This window comes from Streptomyces sp. NPDC047880 (assembly GCF_040706515.1).
Lineage (GTDB): Bacteria > Actinomycetota > Actinomycetes > Streptomycetales > Streptomycetaceae > Streptomyces.
On sequence record NZ_JBEZOK010000014.1, the window covers coordinates 66,754 to 85,814 of the forward strand.

The following is a 19,061-nucleotide window of genomic DNA, read 5'->3' on the forward strand; positions in this document are numbered from 1 at the left end:
GATGCTCTTGCACGACACCGCCCTCGTCTACGGGCGCTACCTCCGCCAGTCCCTGCGCTCCCGCTTCGCGCTGCTCTTCGGCGTGCTCATGCCGCTGCTGTACCTGCTGTTCTTCGGCCCCCTGCTCACGGATCTGCCGCTCGGCGTGGCGGGCAGCTCCTGGCAGGTGCTCGTGCCCGGGCTGTTGCTCCAACTCGGTCTGTTCGGGGCGTCGTTCGCGGGCTTCTCGATCATCGTCGAGAAGGGCCACGGCGTGGTCGAGCGCATGCGCGTCACCCCCGTGAGCCGACTGGCCCTGCTGCTCGGCCGGGTGCTGCGGGACGCCACGGTGTTCGTCTTCCAGGCCGTCCTGCTGGTGCTCGCGGCGGTGGCGATGGGCCTGCGGGCGCCGCTGGCCGGCGTACTGATCGGGTTCGCCTTCGTCGCCCTGCTCACCGTCTCGCTGGCCGCCCTGTCGTACGCGCTGGCGATGAGGATGGACACCCCGCAGAGTTTCGGCCCGGCGATCAACGCGCTGACCATGCCGTCCATGCTGCTGTCCGGTCTGATGCTGCCGATGACACTGGGCCCGGCCTGGCTGGACGTCCTCTCGCACCTCATGCCGTTCCGCTACCTGGTGGACGCGGTGCGGGACGCGTACGTCGGCGGCTACACGACGCCGCACATGCTCTACGGCGCTCTGGTGGCCGTCGGCCTCACCGCGCTGTCCGTGACAGTGGGCACACGCGTGTTCCGAACCGCCTGAGCGTAACTACGCTGGCCACATGGTCAATCTGACGCGCATCTACACCAGGACCGGCGACCAGGGCACGACCGCCCTCGGCGACATGAGCCGGGTCGCCAAGACCGATCTGCGGATCTCCGCGTACGCCGACGCCAACGAGGCGAACGCGGTGATCGGCACGGCCATCGCGCTGGGCGGTCTGGACGCGGAGATCGTCACGGTCCTCACCCGCGTGCAGAACGACCTGTTCGACGTGGGCGCGGACCTGTCGACGCCGGTGGTGGAGAACCCGGAGTTCCCGCCCCTGCGGGTCGAGCAGTTCTACATCGACAAGCTGGAGGCGGACTGCGACCGCTTCAACGAACGGCTGGAGAAGCTCCGCTCCTTCATCCTCCCCGGCGGCACCCCCGGCGCGGCCCTGCTCCACCAGGCCTGCACGGTCGTACGCCGGGCGGAGCGCTCCACCTGGGCGGCACTGGAGGTGCACGGCGAGGTGATGAACCCCCTGACGGCGACCTACCTCAACCGCCTCTCCGACCTCCTGTTCATCCTCGCGAGGACGGCGAACAAGGCGGCCGGGGACGTGCTGTGGGTGCCGGGCGGGGAGCGCTAGTGCCGCGGCAGGCAACGTGTGCCCGTGACGGAGCGGCGTCCGGTGCGTGCTCCCGGCGTGCCGGCCGGAAGCCCTCGTACTGGGCGTACCCGGGCTTTCGGCCGGTGCGGCGAGAGGGCGTGCCGGGCGTCGCGACGGGGCGAACGGTGCCTGCCGCGGCACTAGGTCCGTCGCCGCGCCTCCTGCCACAGACCCGTGGCGACCAGGACGCCGCCGACGCACATCATCACGATGCCGACCTTCGTGAGGGTGACGACCGGGACCTCCACATCGCCGGTGAACAGCCACAGTCCGAGGCCGATCACCAGGGTGACGACCCCTTCCACCAGGTTCCCGCGGCTCTTGCTCATCGCTGCGCCTCCTCCTTCTCCTGCCGCACCCCGGAGGCCTCCGCGGGGGCCTTCCGCGGCCAGATCAGGTAGCTCAGCGTGATCAGGCCGTGGATCCCGGCCGCGCGCCAGGCCACATAGCGCCAGCCCTCCAGCGAGGTGACGCGGCTCGGGTCGTCGACGTACCAGATGGCCAGCTGGAGCAGCACGGTCGCGACGACGGCCGCCGTCAGCGTGCCCAGCCACACCGTGCCCTCGTGGCGCGCCCGGGCCATGCCGTAGCGCGGCGGGCCGGCCGGCTTCGGGGCGCCGCCCAGCCGGTGGGCGGCGTGGCCGTCGAGCCACTTCACCGTGCGGTGGCCATGCCCGACCGTGTAGCCGATGTACAGCGCGGCCAGCCCGTGCGTCCAGTTCGGGTCGGCGCCGTTCTTCAGGTCCAGCGCGGTGGCCACCAGCAGGACGACCTCCAGCAGCGGCTCGCCCAACAGCAGCGCCAGCCCCGTACGCGGCATGCGCAGCAAGTAGCGGACGGACAGTCCGGCCGCCAGCAGCACCCAGAACCCGATCTCGCAGGCGGCGATCAAGGCGACGATCACGGTTCGCTCCTCTCGGTCACCTCTCCAGGCTCCCGGGCGGGGCGGCGGGAATCGTCGTCGCGAGTGACGAACGCGCGGTACATCGAAAGATGCAGTCGGGGACCCTCCGCGGGGGTCACGCCCGGAGAGCGGCCGCCGTGTTGGATGGTGGCATGGCCGTACGACTCCCCCGCCCACGCCGCTTCGACGTGTACGTCGCCCTGGGCAGTCTGCTGGGCGGGCTGCTGCTGTGGGCGCTCGGGCTGGCCACCCGCCCCGCCACCGAGGTGTACGTGCTGCTGCCGGGCCGCTGGCCGGTGCTGCTGCCGCTGCTGGTCATGGCCGGCTGCGAGCTGCTGCGGCGCACCGCACCGCGCACCGCGCTGCTGATCGGCACCGCCACGATCGTCCTGGACCTCCTCACCCAGGGCAACCTGTTCACGATCCTGATGTACACGGACCTGATGTACGCGGCCGTCCTGTACGGCCCGCCCGCCTCGGCGCACCGCATCCCGCGGATCACCGGGCTGCTCACCGTGGCCGGAGCCGTCGTGCCGTTCGCGGTCTGGCGCGAGCCCGAGGCGCTGCTGATCGGTGTGGTCACCGGCCTGGTCGCCTTCGGGCCCGCCTCCACCGGGCTGATCGTGCGCAACCACCGCGAGGCCGCCGACGCGGCCCTGCTGCGCGCCGAACAGACCGCGCTGCTGGCCGAGATGGACCGCACCCAGGCCGTCACCGCCGAACGGGCCCGGATGGCCCGGGAGCTGCACGACATGGTCGCCAACCACCTGTCCGCGATCGCCATCCACTCCACCGCCGCCCTGTCCCTCGACGATCCGAAGACCTCTCAGGACGCGCTCGTGGTCATCCGCGAGAACAGCGTGGAGGGGCTCGCCGAGATGCGACGGCTGATCGGCATCCTGCGGGACAGCAGCGGCGACGTGGCACCGTCCGCCGCTCCCACGCTCGACGGCCTCGCCGCACTCGTGGACGGCGCCCGCACCAACGGCCTCGACGTCACCCTGGACGCCGAGCGGTGCGAGGTTCCCGCCCCCGTCGAGCTCGCCGCCTACCGCATCGTGCAGGAGTCGCTGACCAACGCCCTCAAGCACGCCGCCCCGGGCCGGGTCACCGTCTCTCTCGCTCGGCGGGACGGCTCCCTCGTCGTCGGCGTGACCAGCCCGTACGGTGACCAGGACGCCCCGCGCGCCCCCGGCTCCGGCGCTGGTCTGGTCGGCATGAGAGAACGCGTGGCCCTGCTGGACGGCACATTCGAAGCCGCCCCCGAGGACGCGCCGGAGGGCAAGATCTGGGCCGTGCGCGCCACCCTCCCCGTCGACGACACCCTCGAAGGAGACACCGCATGATCCGCGTCCTGGTCGCCGAGGACCAGTCCGCCGTCCGCGCCGGCCTGGTCCTCATCCTGCGCAGCGCGCCCGACATCGAGGTGGTCGGTGAGGCCGCGGACGGGGAGCGGGCAGTGGCGCTGGCCCGCGAGCTGCGGCCGGACCTGGTGCTGATGGACGTTCAGATGCCGCGTCTGGACGGGGTGTCGGCGACCCGGCAGGTCGTCGCGGAGCGGCTCGCGGACGTGCTCGTGCTGACCACCTTCGACCTCGACGAGTACGTCTTCGGGGCGCTGCGGGCGGGAGCGTCCGGTTTCCTGCTGAAGAACACCGAGGCGAAGCAGCTGCTGGAGGCCGTGCGGACGGTCGCGCGGGGGGAGGGGCTGATCGCCCCGGCGGTGACGCGGCGGCTGATCGCGGAGTTCGCCGCGAAGCCCGCCCGGGAGCCCGCGGCCGATCCTGCGGTGCTCGACCAGCTGACCCGGCGGGAGCGCGAGGTGCTGGCCTGTCTCGGCGAGGGCCTGTCCAACGCGGGCATCGCGGAGCGCCTCGACATGGCCGAGGCGACCGTGAAGACCCACGTCAGCAGGCTGCTCGGGAAGCTCGGGCTGCGCAGCCGGGTGCAAGCCGCCGTGCTGGCCCAGGAGTTGGGTGTCTGAGGAGTCCGGTGCATGGTGGTCCAGACCTATTGACCGGTGGTCCAGACCTTTCTATTCTCACCGCACCATGAGTGGCGTGAGGCTCAGTCACGCCCCCCACAACTCCATCGAGGAGGCGCAGCATGCGCTTCAGACACAGAGCCGCGGCAGGGTTCGCGACCCTGTTGCTCCCCTTCGCCGGCCTCGTCGGCCTGGCGAGCCCGGCCCAGGCAGCCACGTCCGCCACCGCCACCTACGCCAAGACCCAGGACTGGGGCTCCGGCTTCGAGGGCAAGTGGACGGTGAAGAACACCGGCACCACCGCCATCAGCTCCTGGACCGTCGAGTGGGACTTCCCCTCCGGCACCTCCGTCACCTCCTCCTGGGACGCCGACGTCACGTCCTCCGGCACCCACTGGACCGCGAAGAACAAGTCCTGGAACGGCAGCCTCGCCCCCGGCGCCTCCGTCTCCTTCGGCTTCAACGGCTCGGGCACCGGCTCCCCCGCCAACTGCAATCTCAACGGCGGCAGCTGCGACGGCGGCACCACCGAACCGGGTGACAGCGCGCCGAGCGCCCCCGGCACCCCCACCGCCTCCGGCATCACCGACACCTCGGTGAAGCTGTCCTGGTCCGCCGCGACCGACGACAAGGGCATCAAGAACTACGACGTCCTGCGCGACGGCACGAAGGTCGCCACCGTGACGACGACCTCGTACACGGACACCGGCCTGACCAAGGGCACGGACTACTCGTACTCGGTCCAGGCCCGTGACACCGCCGACCAGACCGGCCCGGTCAGCGGCGCCGTCCGGGTCCGCACCACCGGCGGCACCACCGAGCCGCCCACCGGCGACAAGGTCAAGCTCGGCTACTTCACCGAGTGGGGCGTCTACGGCCGCAATTACCACGTCAAGAACCTCGTGACCTCGGGCACCGCCTCGAAGGTCACCCACATCAACTACGCCTTCGGCAACGTCAAGAACGGGCAGTGCACCGTCGACGACACCTACGCCGCCTACGACAAGGCCTACACCGCCGACCAGTCCGTCAGCGGCACCGCCGACACCTGGGACCAGCCGCTGCGCGGCAACTTCAACCAACTGCGCCAGCTGAAGGCCAAGTACCCGCACATCAAGGTGCTGTACTCCTTCGGCGGCTGGACCTACTCCGGCGGCTTCGGCCAGGCAGCGGCCAACGCCGCCGCCTTCGCGAAGTCCTGCAAGGCCGTCGTCGAGGACCCGCGCTGGGCCGACGTCTTCGACGGCATCGACATCGACTGGGAGTACCCGAACGCCTGCGGCCTGAGCTGCGACACCTCCGGCCCCGCTGCCTTCAGGAACCTGATGTCGGCGCTGCGCACCGAGTTCGGCCCGAACTACCTGGTCACCGCGGCCATCACCGCCGACGGCTCCTCCGGCGGCAAGATCGACGCGGCCGACTACGGCGGCGCCGCCCAGCACCTCGACTGGTACAACGTGATGACCTACGACTACTTCGGCGCCTTCGACAAGGACGGTCCGACCGCCCCGCACTCGCCGCTCACCTCGTACCCGGGCATCCCGCAGGCCGGCTTCAACTCGGCCGACGCGATCGCCAAGCTCAAGGCGAAGGGCGTCCCCGCCAAGAAGCTGCTGCTCGGCATCGGCTTCTACGGCCGCGGCTGGACCGGCGTCACCCAGTCCGCCCCGGGCGGCTCGGCGACCGGCGCGGCCCCGGGCACGTACGAGGCGGGCATCGAGGACTACAAGGTCCTGAAAAACTCCTGCCCGGTGACCGGCACCGTCGCCGGCACCGCGTACGCGCACTGCGGCAGCAACTGGTGGTCCTACGACACCCCGTCGACGATTGCCGGGAAGATGAGCTGGGCCAAGAACCAGGGCCTGGGTGGCGCGTTCTTCTGGGAGTTCAGCGGTGACACCGCCAACGGAGAGCTGGCGACCGCCATCGACAGCGGCCTGAAGCAGGCCGATGAAAGAGAAGTTCGACGGGCCGTAGACCCTGGGCGACATTGACGCTCCCCCGGACTTCGTCCGGGGTCCCTACCCAGCGGGTGACCGTGGCTACGCCACGTTCACCCGCTGTCCGGGCGGAGCCGCTTCGAGCCACGCGAGGAAACCGGTCAGCGCGTCTTCGCTCATCGCGAGTTCGAGACGCGTGCCCCGGTGCAGACAGGCCAGGATCACATGGTCGGAGAGCAGCGCCAGCTCCTCCTCGCCCTCCGGAACCCGGCGGCCGGCCACCTCGATCGCGGACCGCTCCAGAGTGCGGCGCGGACGCGGCGAGTACGAGAAGACGCGGTACCACTCGACGCGGTCACCGTTGTACCGGGCCACCCCGTACGCCCAGCCCTTGCCGTTGGTGTCACCCTCCGCCGGGGCGTCCCAGCGCAGGCTGGCGTCGAAGGTGCCGCCGGAACGCTGGATCAGCCGACGGCGCAGACCGAAGACGAACAGGCCCACCACCACGAGGGCCACCACGATTCCGCACACAGTCAGAGCGAGGACCATCGACACCGACCTCCTCGTCTCCTAGGTAACGGAACGTAAAAATCACCCACATCCGCCTCAGCCGCGGCTGGGTCCGGATGTCTCCGGTACCCAGCCGCGGCTGAGTGACGTCATCACACGGCGGACGGAGTCAGCGCGCCGCCGTCGCAGCCCGCAGCCGGACGTCCGCGCGGCGCTGGGCCTCCGCGTCGTCCTCCGCCTTCGCGCGCTCGAGCTCCTGCTCAGCGCGCTGGACGTCGATCTCGTCCGACAGCTCGGCGACCTCCGCGAGCAGCGAGAGCTTGTCGTCCGCGAACGAGATGAATCCGCCGTGGACCGCGGCGACGACCGTCCCGCCGTCGCTCGTGCGGATGGTCACCGGGCCCGACTCCAGCACACCGAGCAGCGGCTGGTGACCGGGCATGACGCCGATGTCGCCGGACGTGGTGCGCGCGACGACCAGGGTGGCCTGGCCGGACCAGACCTCACGGTCGGCCGCGACCAGCGCGACGTGCAGCTCAGCAGCCAAGGGTGGCTCCTCGGGTCACCACCCGGCGGGAGTGCCGGGTGTTGGTTACAAGTCTAGTAGGCGTGAATGAGGGGGCGGGACGAACCCCGCCCCCTCATGACTCGAGCGCTGCCCGGGTCAGGAGACGCCCAGCTCCTTCGCGTTCTTCTTCAGGTCCTCGAGACCACCGCACATGAAGAACGCCTGCTCGGGGAAGTGGTCGTAGTCGCCGTCGCAGATCGCGTTGAACGCGGCGATCGACTCGTCCAGCGGCACGTCCGAACCGTCCACGCCGGTGAACTGCTTGGCGGCGTGGGTGTTCTGGGACAGGAAGCGCTCCACGCGACGGGCACGGTGGACGACGAGCTTGTCCTCCTCGCCGAGCTCGTCGATACCGAGGATCGCGATGATGTCCTGCAGGTCCTTGTACTTCTGCAGGATGTTCTTCACGCGCATCGCGGCGTTGTAGTGGTCCGCCGAGATGTACCGCGGGTCGAGGATGCGGGACGTCGAGTCCAGCGGGTCCACGGCCGGGTAGATGCCCTTCTCGGAGATCGGACGGGACAGAACCGTCGTCGCGTCGAGGTGGGCGAAGGTGGTGGCCGGGGCCGGGTCGGTCAGGTCGTCCGCGGGGACGTAGATCGCCTGCATCGAGGTGATCGAGTGACCACGGGTCGAGGTGATGCGCTCCTGGAGGGTGCCCATCTCGTCGGCCAGGTTCGGCTGGTAGCCCACCGCGGAGGGCATACGGCCGAGCAGGGTCGACACCTCGGAACCGGCCTGGGTGAAGCGGAAGATGTTGTCGATGAAGAACAGCACGTCCTGCTTCTGGACGTCACGGAAGTACTCCGCCATCGTCAGGCCGGCCAGGGCCACGCGCAGACGGGTGCCCGGGGGCTCGTCCATCTGGCCGAAGACCAGGGCGGTCTTGTCCAGAACGCCGGACTCTTCCATCTCCGCGATGAGGTCGTTGCCCTCACGGGTGCGCTCGCCGACACCCGCGAAGACGGAGACGCCCTCGTGGAGGTTGGCGACACGCATGATCATTTCCTGGATCAGCACGGTCTTGCCGACACCGGCACCACCGAACAGACCGATCTTGCCGCCCTTGACGTACGGGGTGAGGAGGTCGACGACCTTCAAGCCCGTCTCGAACATCTCGGTCTTCGACTCGAGCTGGTCGAACGCGGGGGCCTTGCGGTGGATGGACCAGCGCTCGCCCTCGTGCACCTCGTCGGTGTTCAGCACCTCACCGAGGGTGTTGAACACCTTGCCCTTGGTGAAGTCGCCGACCGGGACGGTGATGCCCGCGCCGGTGTCGGTCACCGGGGCCTGGCGGACCAGGCCGTCGGTGGGCTGCATGGAGATGGCGCGGACCAGGCCGTCACCCAGGTGCTGGGCGACCTCCAGGGTCAGCGTCTTCTTCTCGCCCGCCAGCGCCGGGTCTGCGACCTCGACGTGAAGGGCGTTGTAGATCTCCGGCATCGCGTCGACGGGGAACTCCACGTCGACGACCGGGCCGATGACCCGCGCGACGCGGCCCGTCGCCGTGGCCGTCTCAACAGTGGTGGTCATTTATCGGTCACTCCCCGCGGTCGCGTCGGCCAGGGCGCTCGCGCCACCGACGATCTCGCTGATTTCCTGGGTGATTTCGGCCTGGCGGGCCTGGTTGGCAAGCCGGGTGAGCGTCTCGATGAGCTCTCCGGCGTTGTCGGTGGCCGACTTCATCGCGCGTCGCGTGGCGGCGTGCTTGGAGGCGGCCGACTGGAGCAGCGCGTTGTAGATGCGGCTCTCGACGTAGCGCGGCAGCAGGGCGTCGAGGACGTCCTCCGCCGAGGGCTCGAAGTCGAACAGCGGGAGGATCTCGCCCTTGGGCGCCGCCTCCGCCGCGACCTCGTCGAGGCTGAGCGGCAGCAGCCGGGCCTCGATCGCCGTCTGCGTCATCATCGACACGAACTCGGTGTAGACGATGTGGAGCTCGTCCACGCCGCCCTCGGCCGTCTCCGTCTCGATGGCCTCGATCAGCGGGGCCGCGACCTTCTTGGCGTCCGCGTACGACGGGTCGTCGGTGAAGCCCGTGAACGACTCCGCGATCTTGCGCTCGCGGAAGTTGTAGTGGGCGACACCGCGGCGGCCGACGATGAAGTTGACGACCTCCTTGCCCTCGGCCTCCAGCTTCGCCGTCAGCTTCTCCGCCGCCTTGATGGCGTTGGAGTTGAAGGCGCCGGCCAGACCGCGGTCGCTCGTGAGGAGCAGGACCGCGGCGCGGGTCGGGTTCTCGGCCTCCGTCGTCAGCGGGTGCTTGGTGTTAGAGCCGGTGGCGACCGCCGTGACCGCGCGGGTGAGCTCGGTCGCGTACGGGGTGGAGGCCGCCACCTTGCGCTGCGCCTTGACGACGCGCGAGGCGGCGATCATCTCCATCGCCTTGGTGATCTTCTTGGTCGCGGAGACGGATCGGATGCGACGCTTGTAGACCCGGAGCTGGGCTCCCATGAGTCAGGTCCCTTCCGTCGTCACTTACCGGCAGCCGGGGTGTCCTCGCCGAGCAGCTTGCCGTCGGAGGTCTCGAACTGCTTCTTGAACTCCGCGATGGCCTCGGCGACGGCCTGCAGGGTGTCGTCGGACATCTTGCCGCCCTCGCGGATGGAGGTCATCAGACCCTGCTCCTTGCGGTGCAGGTAGTCCAGCAGCTCCTTCTCGAAGCGGCGGATGTCGGCGACGGGGACGTCGTCCATCTTGCCGGTGGTGCCGGCCCAGACGGAGACGACCTGGTCCTCGGTGGCCATCGGCTGGTACTGCGGCTGCTTCAGCAGCTCGACCATGCGCTGACCGCGCTCCAGCTGCGCCTTGGACGCGGCGTCCAGGTCGGAACCGAAGGCGGCGAACGCCTCCAGCTCACGGAACTGGGCGAGGTCCACGCGCAGACGGCCGGAGACCTGCTTCATCGCCTTGTGCTGCGCGGAACCACCGACTCGGGAGACGGAGATACCGACGTTCAGCGCGGGGCGCTGACCGGCGTTGAAGAGGTCCGACTCCAGGAAGCACTGGCCGTCGGTGATGGAGATGACGTTGGTCGGGATGAACGCCGAGACGTCGTTGGCCTTGGTCTCGACGATCGGCAGACCGGTCATCGAGCCGGCACCCATCTCGTCGGAGAGCTTGGCGCAGCGCTCCAGCAGGCGGGAGTGCAGGTAGAAGACGTCACCCGGGTAGGCCTCACGGCCCGGCGGGCGGCGCAGCAGCAGCGACACGGCGCGGTAGGCGTCGGCCTGCTTCGACAGGTCGTCGAAGATGATCAGGACGTGCTTGCCCTGGTACATCCAGTGCTGGCCGATGGCCGAACCGGTGTACGGCGCCAGGTACTTGAAGCCGGCCGGGTCGGACGCCGGGGCGGCGACGATGGTCGTGTACTCCAGCGCGCCGGCCTCCTCCAGAGCGCCGCGCACACCGGCGATGGTGGAGCCCTTCTGGCCGATGGCGACGTAGATGCAGCGGACCTGCTTCTTCGGGTCGCCCGAGCGCCAGTTGTCGCGCTGGTTGATGATGGTGTCGACGGCCAGGGCGGTCTTGCCGGTCTGGCGGTCACCGATGATCAGCTGACGCTGGCCACGGCCGACGGGGGTCATCGCGTCGACGGCCTTGTAACCCGTCTCCATCGGCTCGTGCACCGACTTGCGGACCATGACGCCCGGGGCCTGCAGCTCCAGGGCGCGACGGTCTTCGGTCTCGATCTCGCCGAGGCCGTCGATCGGGTTGCCGAGGGGGTCCACCACGCGGCCGAGGTAGCCCTCGCCCACCGCGACGGAGAGAACCTCACCGGTACGGGAGACCGGCTGACCCTCCTCGACGCCGCTGAACTCACCGAGGACGATGGCACCGATCTCGCGCTCCTCGAGGTTGAGGGCGAGGCCGAGGGTGCCGTCCTCGAACTTCAGCAGCTCGTTGGCCATGGTCGAGGGCAGGCCCTCGACCTTCGCGATGCCGTCGCCGGCAAAGGTGACCGTACCGACCTCCTCGCGCGAGGCCGCGTCCGGCTTGTACGCCTGGACGAAGTTCTCCAGTGCGTCCCGGATCTCCTCCGGCCGGATCGTGAGCTCCGCCATCTGGGTTCCCTGCTCTCCTTGTTGGGCCCGAAGTTTCTTAGGGGGTCTGGGGGCGACCCCCAGGATTCTTCTGCACGGCCCAACCAGGGCCGTCGTAAGTACGTTGTGCCTATTGAGTTGCTGCTCAGCCGGCGAGCCGGCGGCTGGCGTCCTCGATGCGGTCCGCGAGGGAGCCGTTGATGACCTCGTCGCCGACCTGCACCCGGATCCCGCCGAGGACCTCGGGGTCCACGTCCAGGTTGAGGTGCATCGTGCGGCCGTAGAGCTTCGCGAGGGCGGCGCCCAGGCGCTGCTTCTGCGGGTCGCTCAGCGGCACCGCCGAGGTGACGATGGCCACCATGCGGTCCCGGCGCTCGGCGGCGAGCTTGGACAGGGACTCGAGTCCCGTCTCCAGGCTACGTCCCCGCGGCGCGGTCACAAGGCGCGTGACCAGACGCTCGGTGGCCGACTGCGCCCGGCCGCCGAGGAGGCTGCGCAGCAGCTCGCCCTTGGCCGAGGTGGTGGCCTTGCGGTCGGTCAGCGCGGCCCGCAGCTCGGTGCTGCCGGAGACGATCCGGCCGAACCGGAACAGCTCGTCCTCGACGTCGTCGAGCTTGCCGGCCTGCTGGGCGGCCGTGAGGTCGGCGGTGTTGGCCAGCTCCTCCAGCGCGTCCACCAGGTCGCGCGACTGCGACCAGCGGGAGCGCACCATGCCGGCGACCAGGTCGGCGGCGGGGCCGCTGACCTGGGTGCCGAGCAGACGCTGGGCCAGCTCGGCCTTCGCCTCTGCGGCCTGCGCCGGGTCGGTGAGGACCCGACGCAGCGACACCTCGCGGTCGAGCAGCGCGGTGACGGCGGCCAGCTCGTCGGCGAGCGAGCTCGCGTTCACGGACGTCGAGTCCGTCAGCGCGTCCAGACGCTCACGTGCGGCTGCCAGGGCCTCGCGGCTCGCTCCGTTCATCGCCCGGCCTCGGCCTTCTCCTCGAGCTCGTCGAGGAACCGGTCGATCACGCGGCTCTGGCGGGCGTGGTCCTCGAGGGACTCCCCGACGAGCTTGCCGGCCAGGTCGGTGGCGAGCTTGCCGACGTCCTGGCGCAGCGCGGACGCGGCGGCCTTGCGGTCGGCCTCGATCTGGGAGTGGCCGGCGGCGACGATCTCCTCGCGCTGACGCTGGCCCTCGGCCCGCATCTCGGCGATGAGCGCGGCACCCTGCTCCTGCGCCTCCTGGCGCAGGCGCGCGGCCTCGTGCCGGGCCTCGGCGAGCTGTGCCTTGTACTGCTCAAGGACGCTCTGGGCCTCGACCTTCATGGTCTCGGCCTCTTCGATACCGCCTTCGATCGCCGCGCGGCGCTCCTCCAGAACCTTGTTGATGTTCGGAAGCAGCTTCTTCCAGAAGAAGAAGAACACGATGGCGAAGGCGATGGTGCCGACGAGCAGCTCGGGGCCCGGAGGAATGAGCGGGTTCTGCTCTTCCTCGGCCGCCAGCTGCACCAGGTTGGCGATCACATCAGTGCCTTTCGTCGAAACGTGTCGGTAGGGAAGTCTTACTTCGTACCGAACACGAACGGCATGACGATGCCGATGAGGGCCAGCGCCTCACAGAAGGCGAAGCCGAGGATCTGGTTGGCGCGGATCAGGCCGGCAGCCTCGGGCTGACGGGCGAGAGCCTGGGTGCCGTTACCGAAGATGATGCCGACGCCGATGCCGGGGCCGATAGCCGAGAGGCCGTAACCGACGGAACCGATGGAACCGGAGACAGCGGCGAGGGTCTCAGTGGCAGCCATGCTGAATCTTCCTTCTCTTAACGGACCGGTGGGGGTTGGCCACCGGACGACGGGGGGTGATGGGGCTCAGTGGTGCTCGGCGAGAGCGCCCTGGATGTACGTGCAGGCGAGGAGTACGAAGACGTACGCCTGGACGGCCTGCACGAAAAGCTCGAAACCGATCATGGCGATGGTCATGACGAAGGAGACACCGGCCGCCGGGACCATCCAGCTGTTCAGCAGGTACCAGGAGGCGACGGTGAACATGACCAGCATCAGGTGACCGGCGAACATGTTCGCGAACAGTCGCACGGCGTGCGTGAACGGCCGGACGAGCAGGTTCGAGAAGAACTCGATGACCATCACGAGCGGCAGCACCGGGCCGAGCGACTTGTCGTAGCCGGTCACGTTCTTGAAGAACCCGACGAAGCCGTGCCGCTTGAAGGTCAGCGAAACCCAGGTCACGTAGACGATCGCGGCCAGGACGGCCGGGTACGCGATGATCGACGACACCGGGAACTGCGCGAGCGGGATCACGGACCAGATGTTCATGATCCAGATGAAGAAGAACAACGAGACCATGAACGGGACGTACTTCTCGCCCTCACGCTTGCCGAGGGTCTCGTAGACGATGCCGCGGCGGACGAAGTCGTAGCCGGCCTCACCGACCATCTGCAGCTTGCCCGGCACCACCTTGGCCTTGCCGAAGGCCGCGTAGAAGAAGCCGATGACAAGGACGGTGGTGATGATGGCGAGCAGCATCACCTTGTTGAACTCGAACCCCCCGACCGTGGTGATCGGCTTGAAGAGGAACGAGTGCAGGCCCGGAGCCGGAAAACCACACCCGTTGTCGGACATGATCCGACAGCTCCAGTCAAAGGCGAGCTGGGTCTGGTCAGCACTCACCGCGGGCTCCTTCGGCGTGACGCATAGGTACGGCAACCTCGTTGTGTCGGCGCGGCGCGCAGCCGCGGATCGGCACCGGACTGGTGTTACGGATGTGAGAGCGGCTGGGGGGCATCGAGCCTCGCGTTCGAGCAGGCGTCAGCTCAGATGCCCGCGCCCGCGATGCCGCAGTTGGCACCGGACGATAGCAGGAGTTCCTACTGCCCTTTATCGCGCCCCTACTCGTCACGACGACGGTCCGGTCTTCTCGGGCTTCTCGCTCTTCGCGGAGTCCGGGTCGATGTAGAAGATCTTGGCCTTCATATGCGCACGAGCCTGCGCAGCCATCCACACGACGGTCGCGATGACGAGCCCGAGGGCGAACGTCTTCGGGTTGAAGAGAGAAGTGTCCTTGAAGACAGCAGCGAAGATCAGAAGCAGCAGCAGCTGAGCGCCATAAAGCATCAGGCCCATGGCCTGAAACAGCTGCGGGAGCGTTTTTGCCGTCCACTGAAGAACGAACAGGCCGATTCCCATGAAGAGGATGGCCAGCACGACGCCGACGGCCGCTCCGATGGCCCCCTTACCTCCGGCCACCACGCCACTGACGGCGACCACAACAGCACCAGCAGCGGCTGTGGGCACAGCGCACTGCAAGAGGTTCCGGGCGTCATTGGACGGCATGGCGGCAACTCCGCTTTCGCAGGGGGCAGGGGTGTCGTCATGGACGAGCGTAGTCCCGGGCTGAGTGGAGACCTCACACCAATGGACCGTCGCACTACGGTCCTTCGGCTCTATCCGGGGGGTTCTCGTGAACCGTATCACAAACTATTTGATGCAGTCTTTACCTGACGGTGTGCGGACAGTCACACATGAGAGTGAACCTGCGCGTCTGAGCGAGAACCGCGCCGAGATGTCTGGTATTGGGGCGCTTCGCACCCCCATCACCACCCCACGACTTGGCAATGCTCTCGTCAGATTCTTACCTTGTCCCCGCCTTGCGCCGGTCGGCCGGACGCGAACGGGCGCCGATGGCGGTCGCCCCGTTGACGCCACCGACCCCGGACACCACCGGGGTACGGCTCTCCGCCCCGACCGGCGTGTGCTGGTCCGCCGCGGACGCCGGCGTCGAGGCCTCCGGTGCGAGCGCCTCCACCGAGCCGCGGCGCCGGTAGCGCGGCGGCACGAAACGCTCCATCCAACGCGGGGCACGTGGCGTGAAGCGCGGCAGCAGGAGCAGGAGCAGACCGATCGCGCTCAGGAACACCACACCGAGCACGATCCACATGGACGCAGAGTTGACCGAATAGGCGAGGGCGCCGAAGGCGATCAGCGCCGACCAGAAGTACATGATCAGCACCGCGCGGCTGTGCGAGTGGCCGATTTCCAGCAGCCGATGGTGCAGGTGGCCGCGGTCGGCGGCGAACGGGGACTGGCCCCGCCAGGTGCGGCGCACGATCGCCAGGATCAGGTCGGCGGCCGGTACCGCGATGATCGTCAGCGGCAGCAGCAGCGGGATGTAGACGGGGACCGTCTGGTGCACGGCCTCCTTCTCGGAGCCCACGTACAGGTTGAGCGCGTCCGGGTCGACCTGGCCCGTGACGGAGATCGCACCGGCGGCCAGGACCAGGCCGATCAGCATGGAGCCCGAGTCGCCCATGAAGATCCGCGCGGGGTGCATGTTGTGCGGCAGGAAGCCCAGGCACATGCCCATCAGGATCGCCGAGAAGAGGCTGGCCGGGGCGGCGGCCTCGATGCCGTACGAGTACCAGATGCGGTAGGCGTACAGGAAGAACGCCGTGGCCGCGATGCAGACCATGCCGGCCGCGAGGCCGTCCAGTCCGTCGACGAAGTTGACCGCGTTGATGGTGATGACGACCAGGGCGACCGTGAGCAGGGTGCCCTGCCACTGGGTGAGCGCGACCGAGCCCACGCCCGGGACCGGCAGCCACAGGATCGTCAGACCCTGCACGACCATCACGCCCGCGGCGATCATCTGGCCGCCCAGCTTGATCAGGGCGTCGATCTCGAACTTGTCGTCCAGGACGCCGATCAGCCAGATCAGGGCGGCCCCGGACAGCAGTGCCCGGGGTTCGTTCGACGTCTCGAAGACCTGGTTGAGGTTGGTCAGGTGGTCGGCGACCAGCAGGCCCGCGCACAGGCCGAAGAACATCGCGATACCGCCGAGGCGCGGGGTCGGCTCCCGGTGCACGTCACGTGCCCGGATCTCCGGCATCGCTCCGGCCACGATCGCGAACTTCCGTACCGGCCCTGTCAGCAGATACGTCACCGCGGCCGTGATGCAGAGCGTCAGGAGGTATTCACGCACGGGCTTCCCCACAGGTCTCGCTGGCCATCTCAGCCCCACACCCTAGCGATGCGCGCATATGGGTGGGGACTTCCGGGTAGCGACGATGGTTGCACGAGTGTCTGTGCACCCTGGTGCGCCTACCCCGACTCAAGCGGGATACGGCGGAAATCCACCGGCCAGCTCCCGCACTTCTTCACGGGCTCTTGAGGGATCCGTCACGCCCCGGAGCACCCCGGCGAGCAGTCCGGCGATCCGGATCATCTCCGCCTCGCCCATGCCCTGGGTGGTGATCGCGGCCGTACCGAGCCTGAGTCCCCGGGCGTCGCCGTGCGGCAGCGCGCAGCAGTCCAGGACCAGGCCGGCCGCCGCGAGCCGGCCCCGGGCGGTGCGTCCGTCGACGCCGAGCGGCGCCGGGTCGGCGGTGATCAGGTGGGTGTCCGTGCCGCCGGTGGTGACGACCAGGCCCTCCACCGCCAGCCGGGCCGCCAGCACCCGCGCATTGGCCACCACCTGGTGGGCGTACGCGGCGAACGCCGGTGTCGCCGCCTCCCCGAACGCGACCGCCTTGGCGGCGATGGTGTGCATCTGCGCACCGCCCTGTGTGAAGGGGAACACGGCCCGGTCGACCCGTTCGGCCAGCTCCGCGCGGCACAGGATCAGACCGCCGCGCGGGCCGCGCAGCACCTTGTGGGTGGTCCCGCAGACGATGTCCGCGTACGGCACCGGGCTGGGGGCCGCTCCCCCGGCGACCAGGCCCAGGGGGTGCGCGGCGTCGGCGATGAGGTACGCGCCCACCTCGTCGGCGACCTCGCGGAAGAACGCGTAGTCGAGGTGGCGGGGGTAGGCGATCGAGCCGCACACGATCGCCTTGGGCCGGCGCGTGCGGGCCAGGGTGCGGACCTGCTCGTGGTCGACGAGCCCGGACTCGGCCTCGACGCCGTATCCGACGAAGTCGAACCAGCGGCCGGAGAAGTTGGCGGGCGAGCCGTGCGTGAGGTGCCCGCCGTAGGGCAGGCCGAGCGCGAGGACGGTGTCGCCGGGGCGGAGCAGGGCGGCGTAGGCGGCGAGCACCGCCGAAGAGCCCGAGTGGGACTGGACGTTGGCGTGGTCGGCGCCGAACAGGGCCGTGGCCCGGTCGACCGCGATGCGTTCGGCGACGTCCACGATCTCGCAGCCGCCGTGGTGCCGCGCCCCCGGGTAGCCCTCGGCGTACTTGTTGGCCAGGGGGGACCCGAGCGCGGCCAGCACGGCCGGGGACGTGAAGTTCTCGGCGGCGATCAGCTGGAGCGTCGTCGACTGCCGCTCCCGCTCCCCGAGCAGGATGTCGGCGAGCTCGGGGTCCTGGCGGCGCAGGACGTCGGCCTCGATGGCAGGGGTGACCGTCATGGTGGGCTCCGGGCGTCGACGGTGACGTACGACCAATGTAGGCCCGGGGCCTGCGGAGCGCTCGGCTGTTACGTCTTCGCGGGGACGCCGGTGAGGGCCGTGACGACCGGATCGAGGGCCTGGTGTATCTCGTCCCCGATGGAACGGAAGAACGTCAGGGGCGCGCCGTAGGGGTCGTAGACCTCGTCCGCCTCGGCGGTCGGCGCGAGCAGCCACCCGCGTAGAGCGGCCGCTGCGCGGACCAGGGCACGCGCGCGGATGACCACGCCCTCCTCCAGGGGCGGCAGGGTCGCCGGGTCGATGGCCTTGACCAGGCGGGTGAACTCCTTGAGCGTGAAGGTGCGCAGGCCCGCCGAGTGCCCCATGGAGATGACCTGCGCCCGGTGGTCCCGGGTGGCGGTCAGCACCAGGTCGGCGCGGATCACGTGCTCGTCGAGGAGCTCGCGCCCGGTGAAGCCGGAGGCGTCCGCGCCGAAGTCGGCCAGGACGGTCTCCGCGTGGGACTCCATGGGCGCGCCCTCGTGGCCCCAGGTGCCGGCGCTCTCCACGATCAGCCCGCCGCCCAGGATCCCGAGCCGCTCCCGCACGGCATGGCGGGTCAGCCGCTCGGTGATGGGCGAGCGGCACACGTTGCCGGTGCTGACGTGGAGGATGCGGAAGCTGTCACGCGGAAGCCCCACGAACGTCGTCGTGATCTCCGCCGCGCTTTCCCCGTTGCCTATGCCACGCCCCGATCCAGGGGCCGTCAATTCGCCACCTCGAGGTCGGGTACGACCTTTCGCAGCTCGTCCGCCGAGATGGCACCCGCGCGCAGCAGCAGCGGCACCTCACGGGTCACGTCGACGATCGACGACGGCACGATGCCGGGGGTCGGGCCCCCGTCGAGGTAGACGGAGACCGAGTCGCCCAGCATCTCCTGCGCGGCGTCGCAGTCCTCCGGCGCCGGGTGGCCGGTCAGGTTGGCGGAGGAGACGGCCATGGGACCGACCTCGGTGAGCAGCTCGATGGCGACCGGGTGCAGCGGCATGCGCACGGCGACCGTGCCACGGGTGTCCCCGAGGTCCCACTGGAGGGACGGCTGGTGCCGCGCGACGAGCGTCAGGGCACCCGGCCAGAAGGCGTCGACCAGCTCCCAGGCCAGCTCGGAGAAGTCCGTGACCAGGCCGTGCAGCGTGTTCGGGGAGCCGATGAGGACGGGGGTGGGCATGTTGCGGCCCCGGCCCTTCGCGTCCAGCAGGTCGGCGACCGCCTCCGAGGAGAACGCGTCGGCGCCGATGCCGTACACCGTGTCCGTCGGCAGCACCACGAGCTCGCCACGGCGGACGGCGGACGCTGCCTCGCGCAGACCGGTCACACGGTCGGTCGCGTCGTTGGTGTCGTATCGCCGTGCCATCTTTAGCTGGCCTCCTCGT

General features: G+C 69.5%; 21 protein-coding genes. 5 read left to right on the forward strand and 16 right to left on the reverse strand.

The window, feature by feature from the left end; genetic code table 11:
• The first annotated feature begins 1 nt into the window (after position 1).
• Both AB0937_RS21560 and AB0937_RS21565 read left to right on the forward strand, forming a co-directional pair.
• Positions 2–745 (forward strand): ABC transporter permease, encoded by a 744-nt coding sequence (locus tag AB0937_RS21560; RefSeq protein WP_366713784.1) that lies wholly within the window; start codon positions 2–4, stop codon positions 743–745.
• 19 nt (positions 746–764) lie between these two features.
• On the forward strand, positions 765–1,337 hold the full coding sequence (locus tag AB0937_RS21565) for a cob(I)yrinic acid a,c-diamide adenosyltransferase (protein ID WP_366713786.1): 573 nt from the start codon (positions 765–767) through the stop codon (positions 1,335–1,337).
• A gap of 161 nt (positions 1,338–1,498) precedes the next feature.
• On the opposite strand, the gene AB0937_RS21570 is transcribed toward AB0937_RS21565, so the two are convergent.
• Positions 1,499–1,687, reverse strand: a complete 189-nt coding sequence (locus tag AB0937_RS21570; RefSeq protein WP_366713788.1) for a DUF5708 family protein — start codon at positions 1,685–1,687, stop codon at positions 1,499–1,501.
• Positions 1,684–2,262: a hypothetical protein gene (locus AB0937_RS21575; protein WP_366713790.1), complete on the reverse strand. Its 579-nt coding sequence runs from the start codon at positions 2,260–2,262 to the stop codon at positions 1,684–1,686. The genes AB0937_RS21570 and AB0937_RS21575 overlap by 4 nt, the downstream gene beginning before the upstream one ends.
• Positions 2,263–2,414: 152 nt before the next feature.
• Between AB0937_RS21575 and AB0937_RS21580 the strand changes: the two genes are divergently transcribed.
• The 3 genes from AB0937_RS21580 to AB0937_RS21590 all read left to right on the forward strand — a co-directional run bounded on the left by AB0937_RS21580 (position 2,415) and on the right by AB0937_RS21590 (position 6,240).
• Positions 2,415–3,608 (forward strand): histidine kinase, encoded by a 1,194-nt coding sequence (locus AB0937_RS21580; protein ID WP_366713791.1) that lies wholly within the window; start codon positions 2,415–2,417, stop codon positions 3,606–3,608.
• The gene (locus AB0937_RS21585) at positions 3,605–4,246 is read left to right on the forward strand and encodes a response regulator transcription factor (RefSeq protein ID WP_366713792.1); all 642 of its coding nucleotides are present in this window, start codon (positions 3,605–3,607) and stop codon (positions 4,244–4,246) included. Before AB0937_RS21580 ends, AB0937_RS21585 begins: the two co-directional genes overlap by 4 nt.
• A gap of 122 nt (positions 4,247–4,368) precedes the next feature.
• Entirely contained in the window at positions 4,369–6,240 is a 1,872-nt protein-coding gene (locus AB0937_RS21590; protein WP_366713794.1) for a glycoside hydrolase family 18 chitinase, read from the forward strand.
• Positions 6,241–6,288: 48 nt separating this feature from the next.
• Here AB0937_RS21590 and AB0937_RS21595 read toward each other — a convergent pair whose 3' ends face one another.
• The 14 genes from AB0937_RS21595 to AB0937_RS21660 all read right to left on the reverse strand — a co-directional run bounded on the left by AB0937_RS21595 (position 6,289) and on the right by AB0937_RS21660 (position 19,042).
• Positions 6,289–6,735, reverse strand: coding sequence for a DUF2550 domain-containing protein (locus AB0937_RS21595; protein WP_030854234.1), 447 nt, complete (start codon positions 6,733–6,735; stop codon positions 6,289–6,291).
• Between the two features lie 130 nt (positions 6,736–6,865).
• Positions 6,866–7,243, reverse strand: coding sequence for a F0F1 ATP synthase subunit epsilon (locus AB0937_RS21600; RefSeq protein ID WP_053670581.1), 378 nt, complete (start codon positions 7,241–7,243; stop codon positions 6,866–6,868).
• Positions 7,244–7,360: 117 nt separating this feature from the next.
• Positions 7,361–8,797 carry a F0F1 ATP synthase subunit beta gene (atpD, locus tag AB0937_RS21605; protein ID WP_366713797.1) on the reverse strand — a complete coding sequence of 479 codons (1,437 nt, stop codon included), beginning with the start codon at positions 8,795–8,797 and terminating at the stop codon, positions 7,361–7,363.
• Entirely contained in the window at positions 8,798–9,715 is a 918-nt protein-coding gene (locus AB0937_RS21610; RefSeq protein WP_053670583.1) for a F0F1 ATP synthase subunit gamma, read from the reverse strand. It lies immediately after the preceding gene.
• Positions 9,716–9,735: 20 nt separating this feature from the next.
• Positions 9,736–11,325, reverse strand: coding sequence for a F0F1 ATP synthase subunit alpha (gene atpA / locus AB0937_RS21615; RefSeq protein ID WP_362245453.1), 1,590 nt, complete (start codon positions 11,323–11,325; stop codon positions 9,736–9,738).
• A gap of 124 nt (positions 11,326–11,449) precedes the next feature.
• The gene (locus AB0937_RS21620; protein ID WP_366713799.1) at positions 11,450–12,265 is read right to left on the reverse strand and encodes a F0F1 ATP synthase subunit delta; all 816 of its coding nucleotides are present in this window, start codon (positions 12,263–12,265) and stop codon (positions 11,450–11,452) included.
• Positions 12,262–12,810, reverse strand: coding sequence for a F0F1 ATP synthase subunit B (locus AB0937_RS21625; protein WP_366713800.1), 549 nt, complete (start codon positions 12,808–12,810; stop codon positions 12,262–12,264). The genes AB0937_RS21620 and AB0937_RS21625 overlap by 4 nt, the downstream gene beginning before the upstream one ends.
• A gap of 38 nt (positions 12,811–12,848) precedes the next feature.
• The gene (locus AB0937_RS21630; protein ID WP_053670587.1) at positions 12,849–13,088 is read right to left on the reverse strand and encodes an ATP synthase subunit C; all 240 of its coding nucleotides are present in this window, start codon (positions 13,086–13,088) and stop codon (positions 12,849–12,851) included.
• A 66-nt stretch (positions 13,089–13,154) separates the two neighbouring features.
• The gene (gene atpB, locus AB0937_RS21635) at positions 13,155–13,925 is read right to left on the reverse strand and encodes a F0F1 ATP synthase subunit A (RefSeq protein ID WP_366713921.1); all 771 of its coding nucleotides are present in this window, start codon (positions 13,923–13,925) and stop codon (positions 13,155–13,157) included.
• Between the two features lie 273 nt (positions 13,926–14,198).
• Entirely contained in the window at positions 14,199–14,636 is a 438-nt protein-coding gene (locus AB0937_RS21640) for a hypothetical protein (RefSeq protein WP_234848497.1), read from the reverse strand.
• A 298-nt stretch (positions 14,637–14,934) separates the two neighbouring features.
• Positions 14,935–16,281, reverse strand: a complete 1,347-nt coding sequence (locus AB0937_RS21645) for an MraY family glycosyltransferase (protein ID WP_366713802.1) — start codon at positions 16,279–16,281, stop codon at positions 14,935–14,937.
• 129 nt (positions 16,282–16,410) lie between these two features.
• The gene (gene glyA / locus AB0937_RS21650) at positions 16,411–17,649 is read right to left on the reverse strand and encodes a serine hydroxymethyltransferase (protein WP_366713803.1); all 1,239 of its coding nucleotides are present in this window, start codon (positions 17,647–17,649) and stop codon (positions 16,411–16,413) included.
• A 68-nt stretch (positions 17,650–17,717) separates the two neighbouring features.
• The gene (locus AB0937_RS21655; RefSeq protein WP_142159456.1) at positions 17,718–18,398 is read right to left on the reverse strand and encodes a protein-tyrosine-phosphatase; all 681 of its coding nucleotides are present in this window, start codon (positions 18,396–18,398) and stop codon (positions 17,718–17,720) included.
• Positions 18,395–19,042, reverse strand: a complete 648-nt coding sequence (locus tag AB0937_RS21660; RefSeq protein WP_030854964.1) for an L-threonylcarbamoyladenylate synthase — start codon at positions 19,040–19,042, stop codon at positions 18,395–18,397. Before AB0937_RS21660 ends, AB0937_RS21655 begins: the two co-directional genes overlap by 4 nt.
• Positions 19,043–19,061 lie beyond the last annotated feature (19 nt).

What these genes read in the sequence shown, in the direction of transcription:
- AB0937_RS21560 (WP_366713784.1), top strand. Translation starts at nt 2, where the DNA reads ATGCTCTTGCACGACACCGCCCTCGTCTACGGGCGCTACCTCCGCCAG.
- AB0937_RS21565 (WP_366713786.1), top strand. Translation starts at nt 765, where the DNA reads ATGGTCAATCTGACGCGCATCTACACCAGGACCGGCGACCAGGGCACG.
- AB0937_RS21570 (WP_366713788.1), bottom strand. Translation starts at nt 1,687, where the DNA reads ATGAGCAAGAGCCGCGGGAACCTGGTGGAAGGGGTCGTCACCCTGGTG.
- AB0937_RS21580 (WP_366713791.1), top strand. Translation starts at nt 2,415, where the DNA reads ATGGCCGTACGACTCCCCCGCCCACGCCGCTTCGACGTGTACGTCGCC.
- AB0937_RS21585 (WP_366713792.1), top strand. Translation starts at nt 3,605, where the DNA reads ATGATCCGCGTCCTGGTCGCCGAGGACCAGTCCGCCGTCCGCGCCGGC.
- AB0937_RS21590 (WP_366713794.1), top strand. Translation starts at nt 4,369, where the DNA reads ATGCGCTTCAGACACAGAGCCGCGGCAGGGTTCGCGACCCTGTTGCTC.
- AB0937_RS21595 (WP_030854234.1), bottom strand. Translation starts at nt 6,735, where the DNA reads ATGGTCCTCGCTCTGACTGTGTGCGGAATCGTGGTGGCCCTCGTGGTG.
- atpD (WP_366713797.1), bottom strand. Translation starts at nt 8,797, where the DNA reads ATGACCACCACTGTTGAGACGGCCACGGCGACGGGCCGCGTCGCGCGG.
- AB0937_RS21610 (WP_053670583.1), bottom strand. Translation starts at nt 9,715, where the DNA reads ATGGGAGCCCAGCTCCGGGTCTACAAGCGTCGCATCCGATCCGTCTCC.
- atpA (WP_362245453.1), bottom strand. Translation starts at nt 11,325, where the DNA reads ATGGCGGAGCTCACGATCCGGCCGGAGGAGATCCGGGACGCACTGGAG.
- AB0937_RS21620 (WP_366713799.1), bottom strand. Translation starts at nt 12,265, where the DNA reads ATGAACGGAGCGAGCCGCGAGGCCCTGGCAGCCGCACGTGAGCGTCTG.
- AB0937_RS21630 (WP_053670587.1), bottom strand. Translation starts at nt 13,088, where the DNA reads ATGGCTGCCACTGAGACCCTCGCCGCTGTCTCCGGTTCCATCGGTTCC.
- atpB (WP_366713921.1), bottom strand. Translation starts at nt 13,925, where the DNA reads ATGTCCGACAACGGGTGTGGTTTTCCGGCTCCGGGCCTGCACTCGTTC.
- AB0937_RS21640 (WP_234848497.1), bottom strand. Translation starts at nt 14,636, where the DNA reads ATGCCGTCCAATGACGCCCGGAACCTCTTGCAGTGCGCTGTGCCCACA.
- glyA (WP_366713803.1), bottom strand. Translation starts at nt 17,649, where the DNA reads ATGACGGTCACCCCTGCCATCGAGGCCGACGTCCTGCGCCGCCAGGAC.
- AB0937_RS21660 (WP_030854964.1), bottom strand. Translation starts at nt 19,042, where the DNA reads ATGGCACGGCGATACGACACCAACGACGCGACCGACCGTGTGACCGGT.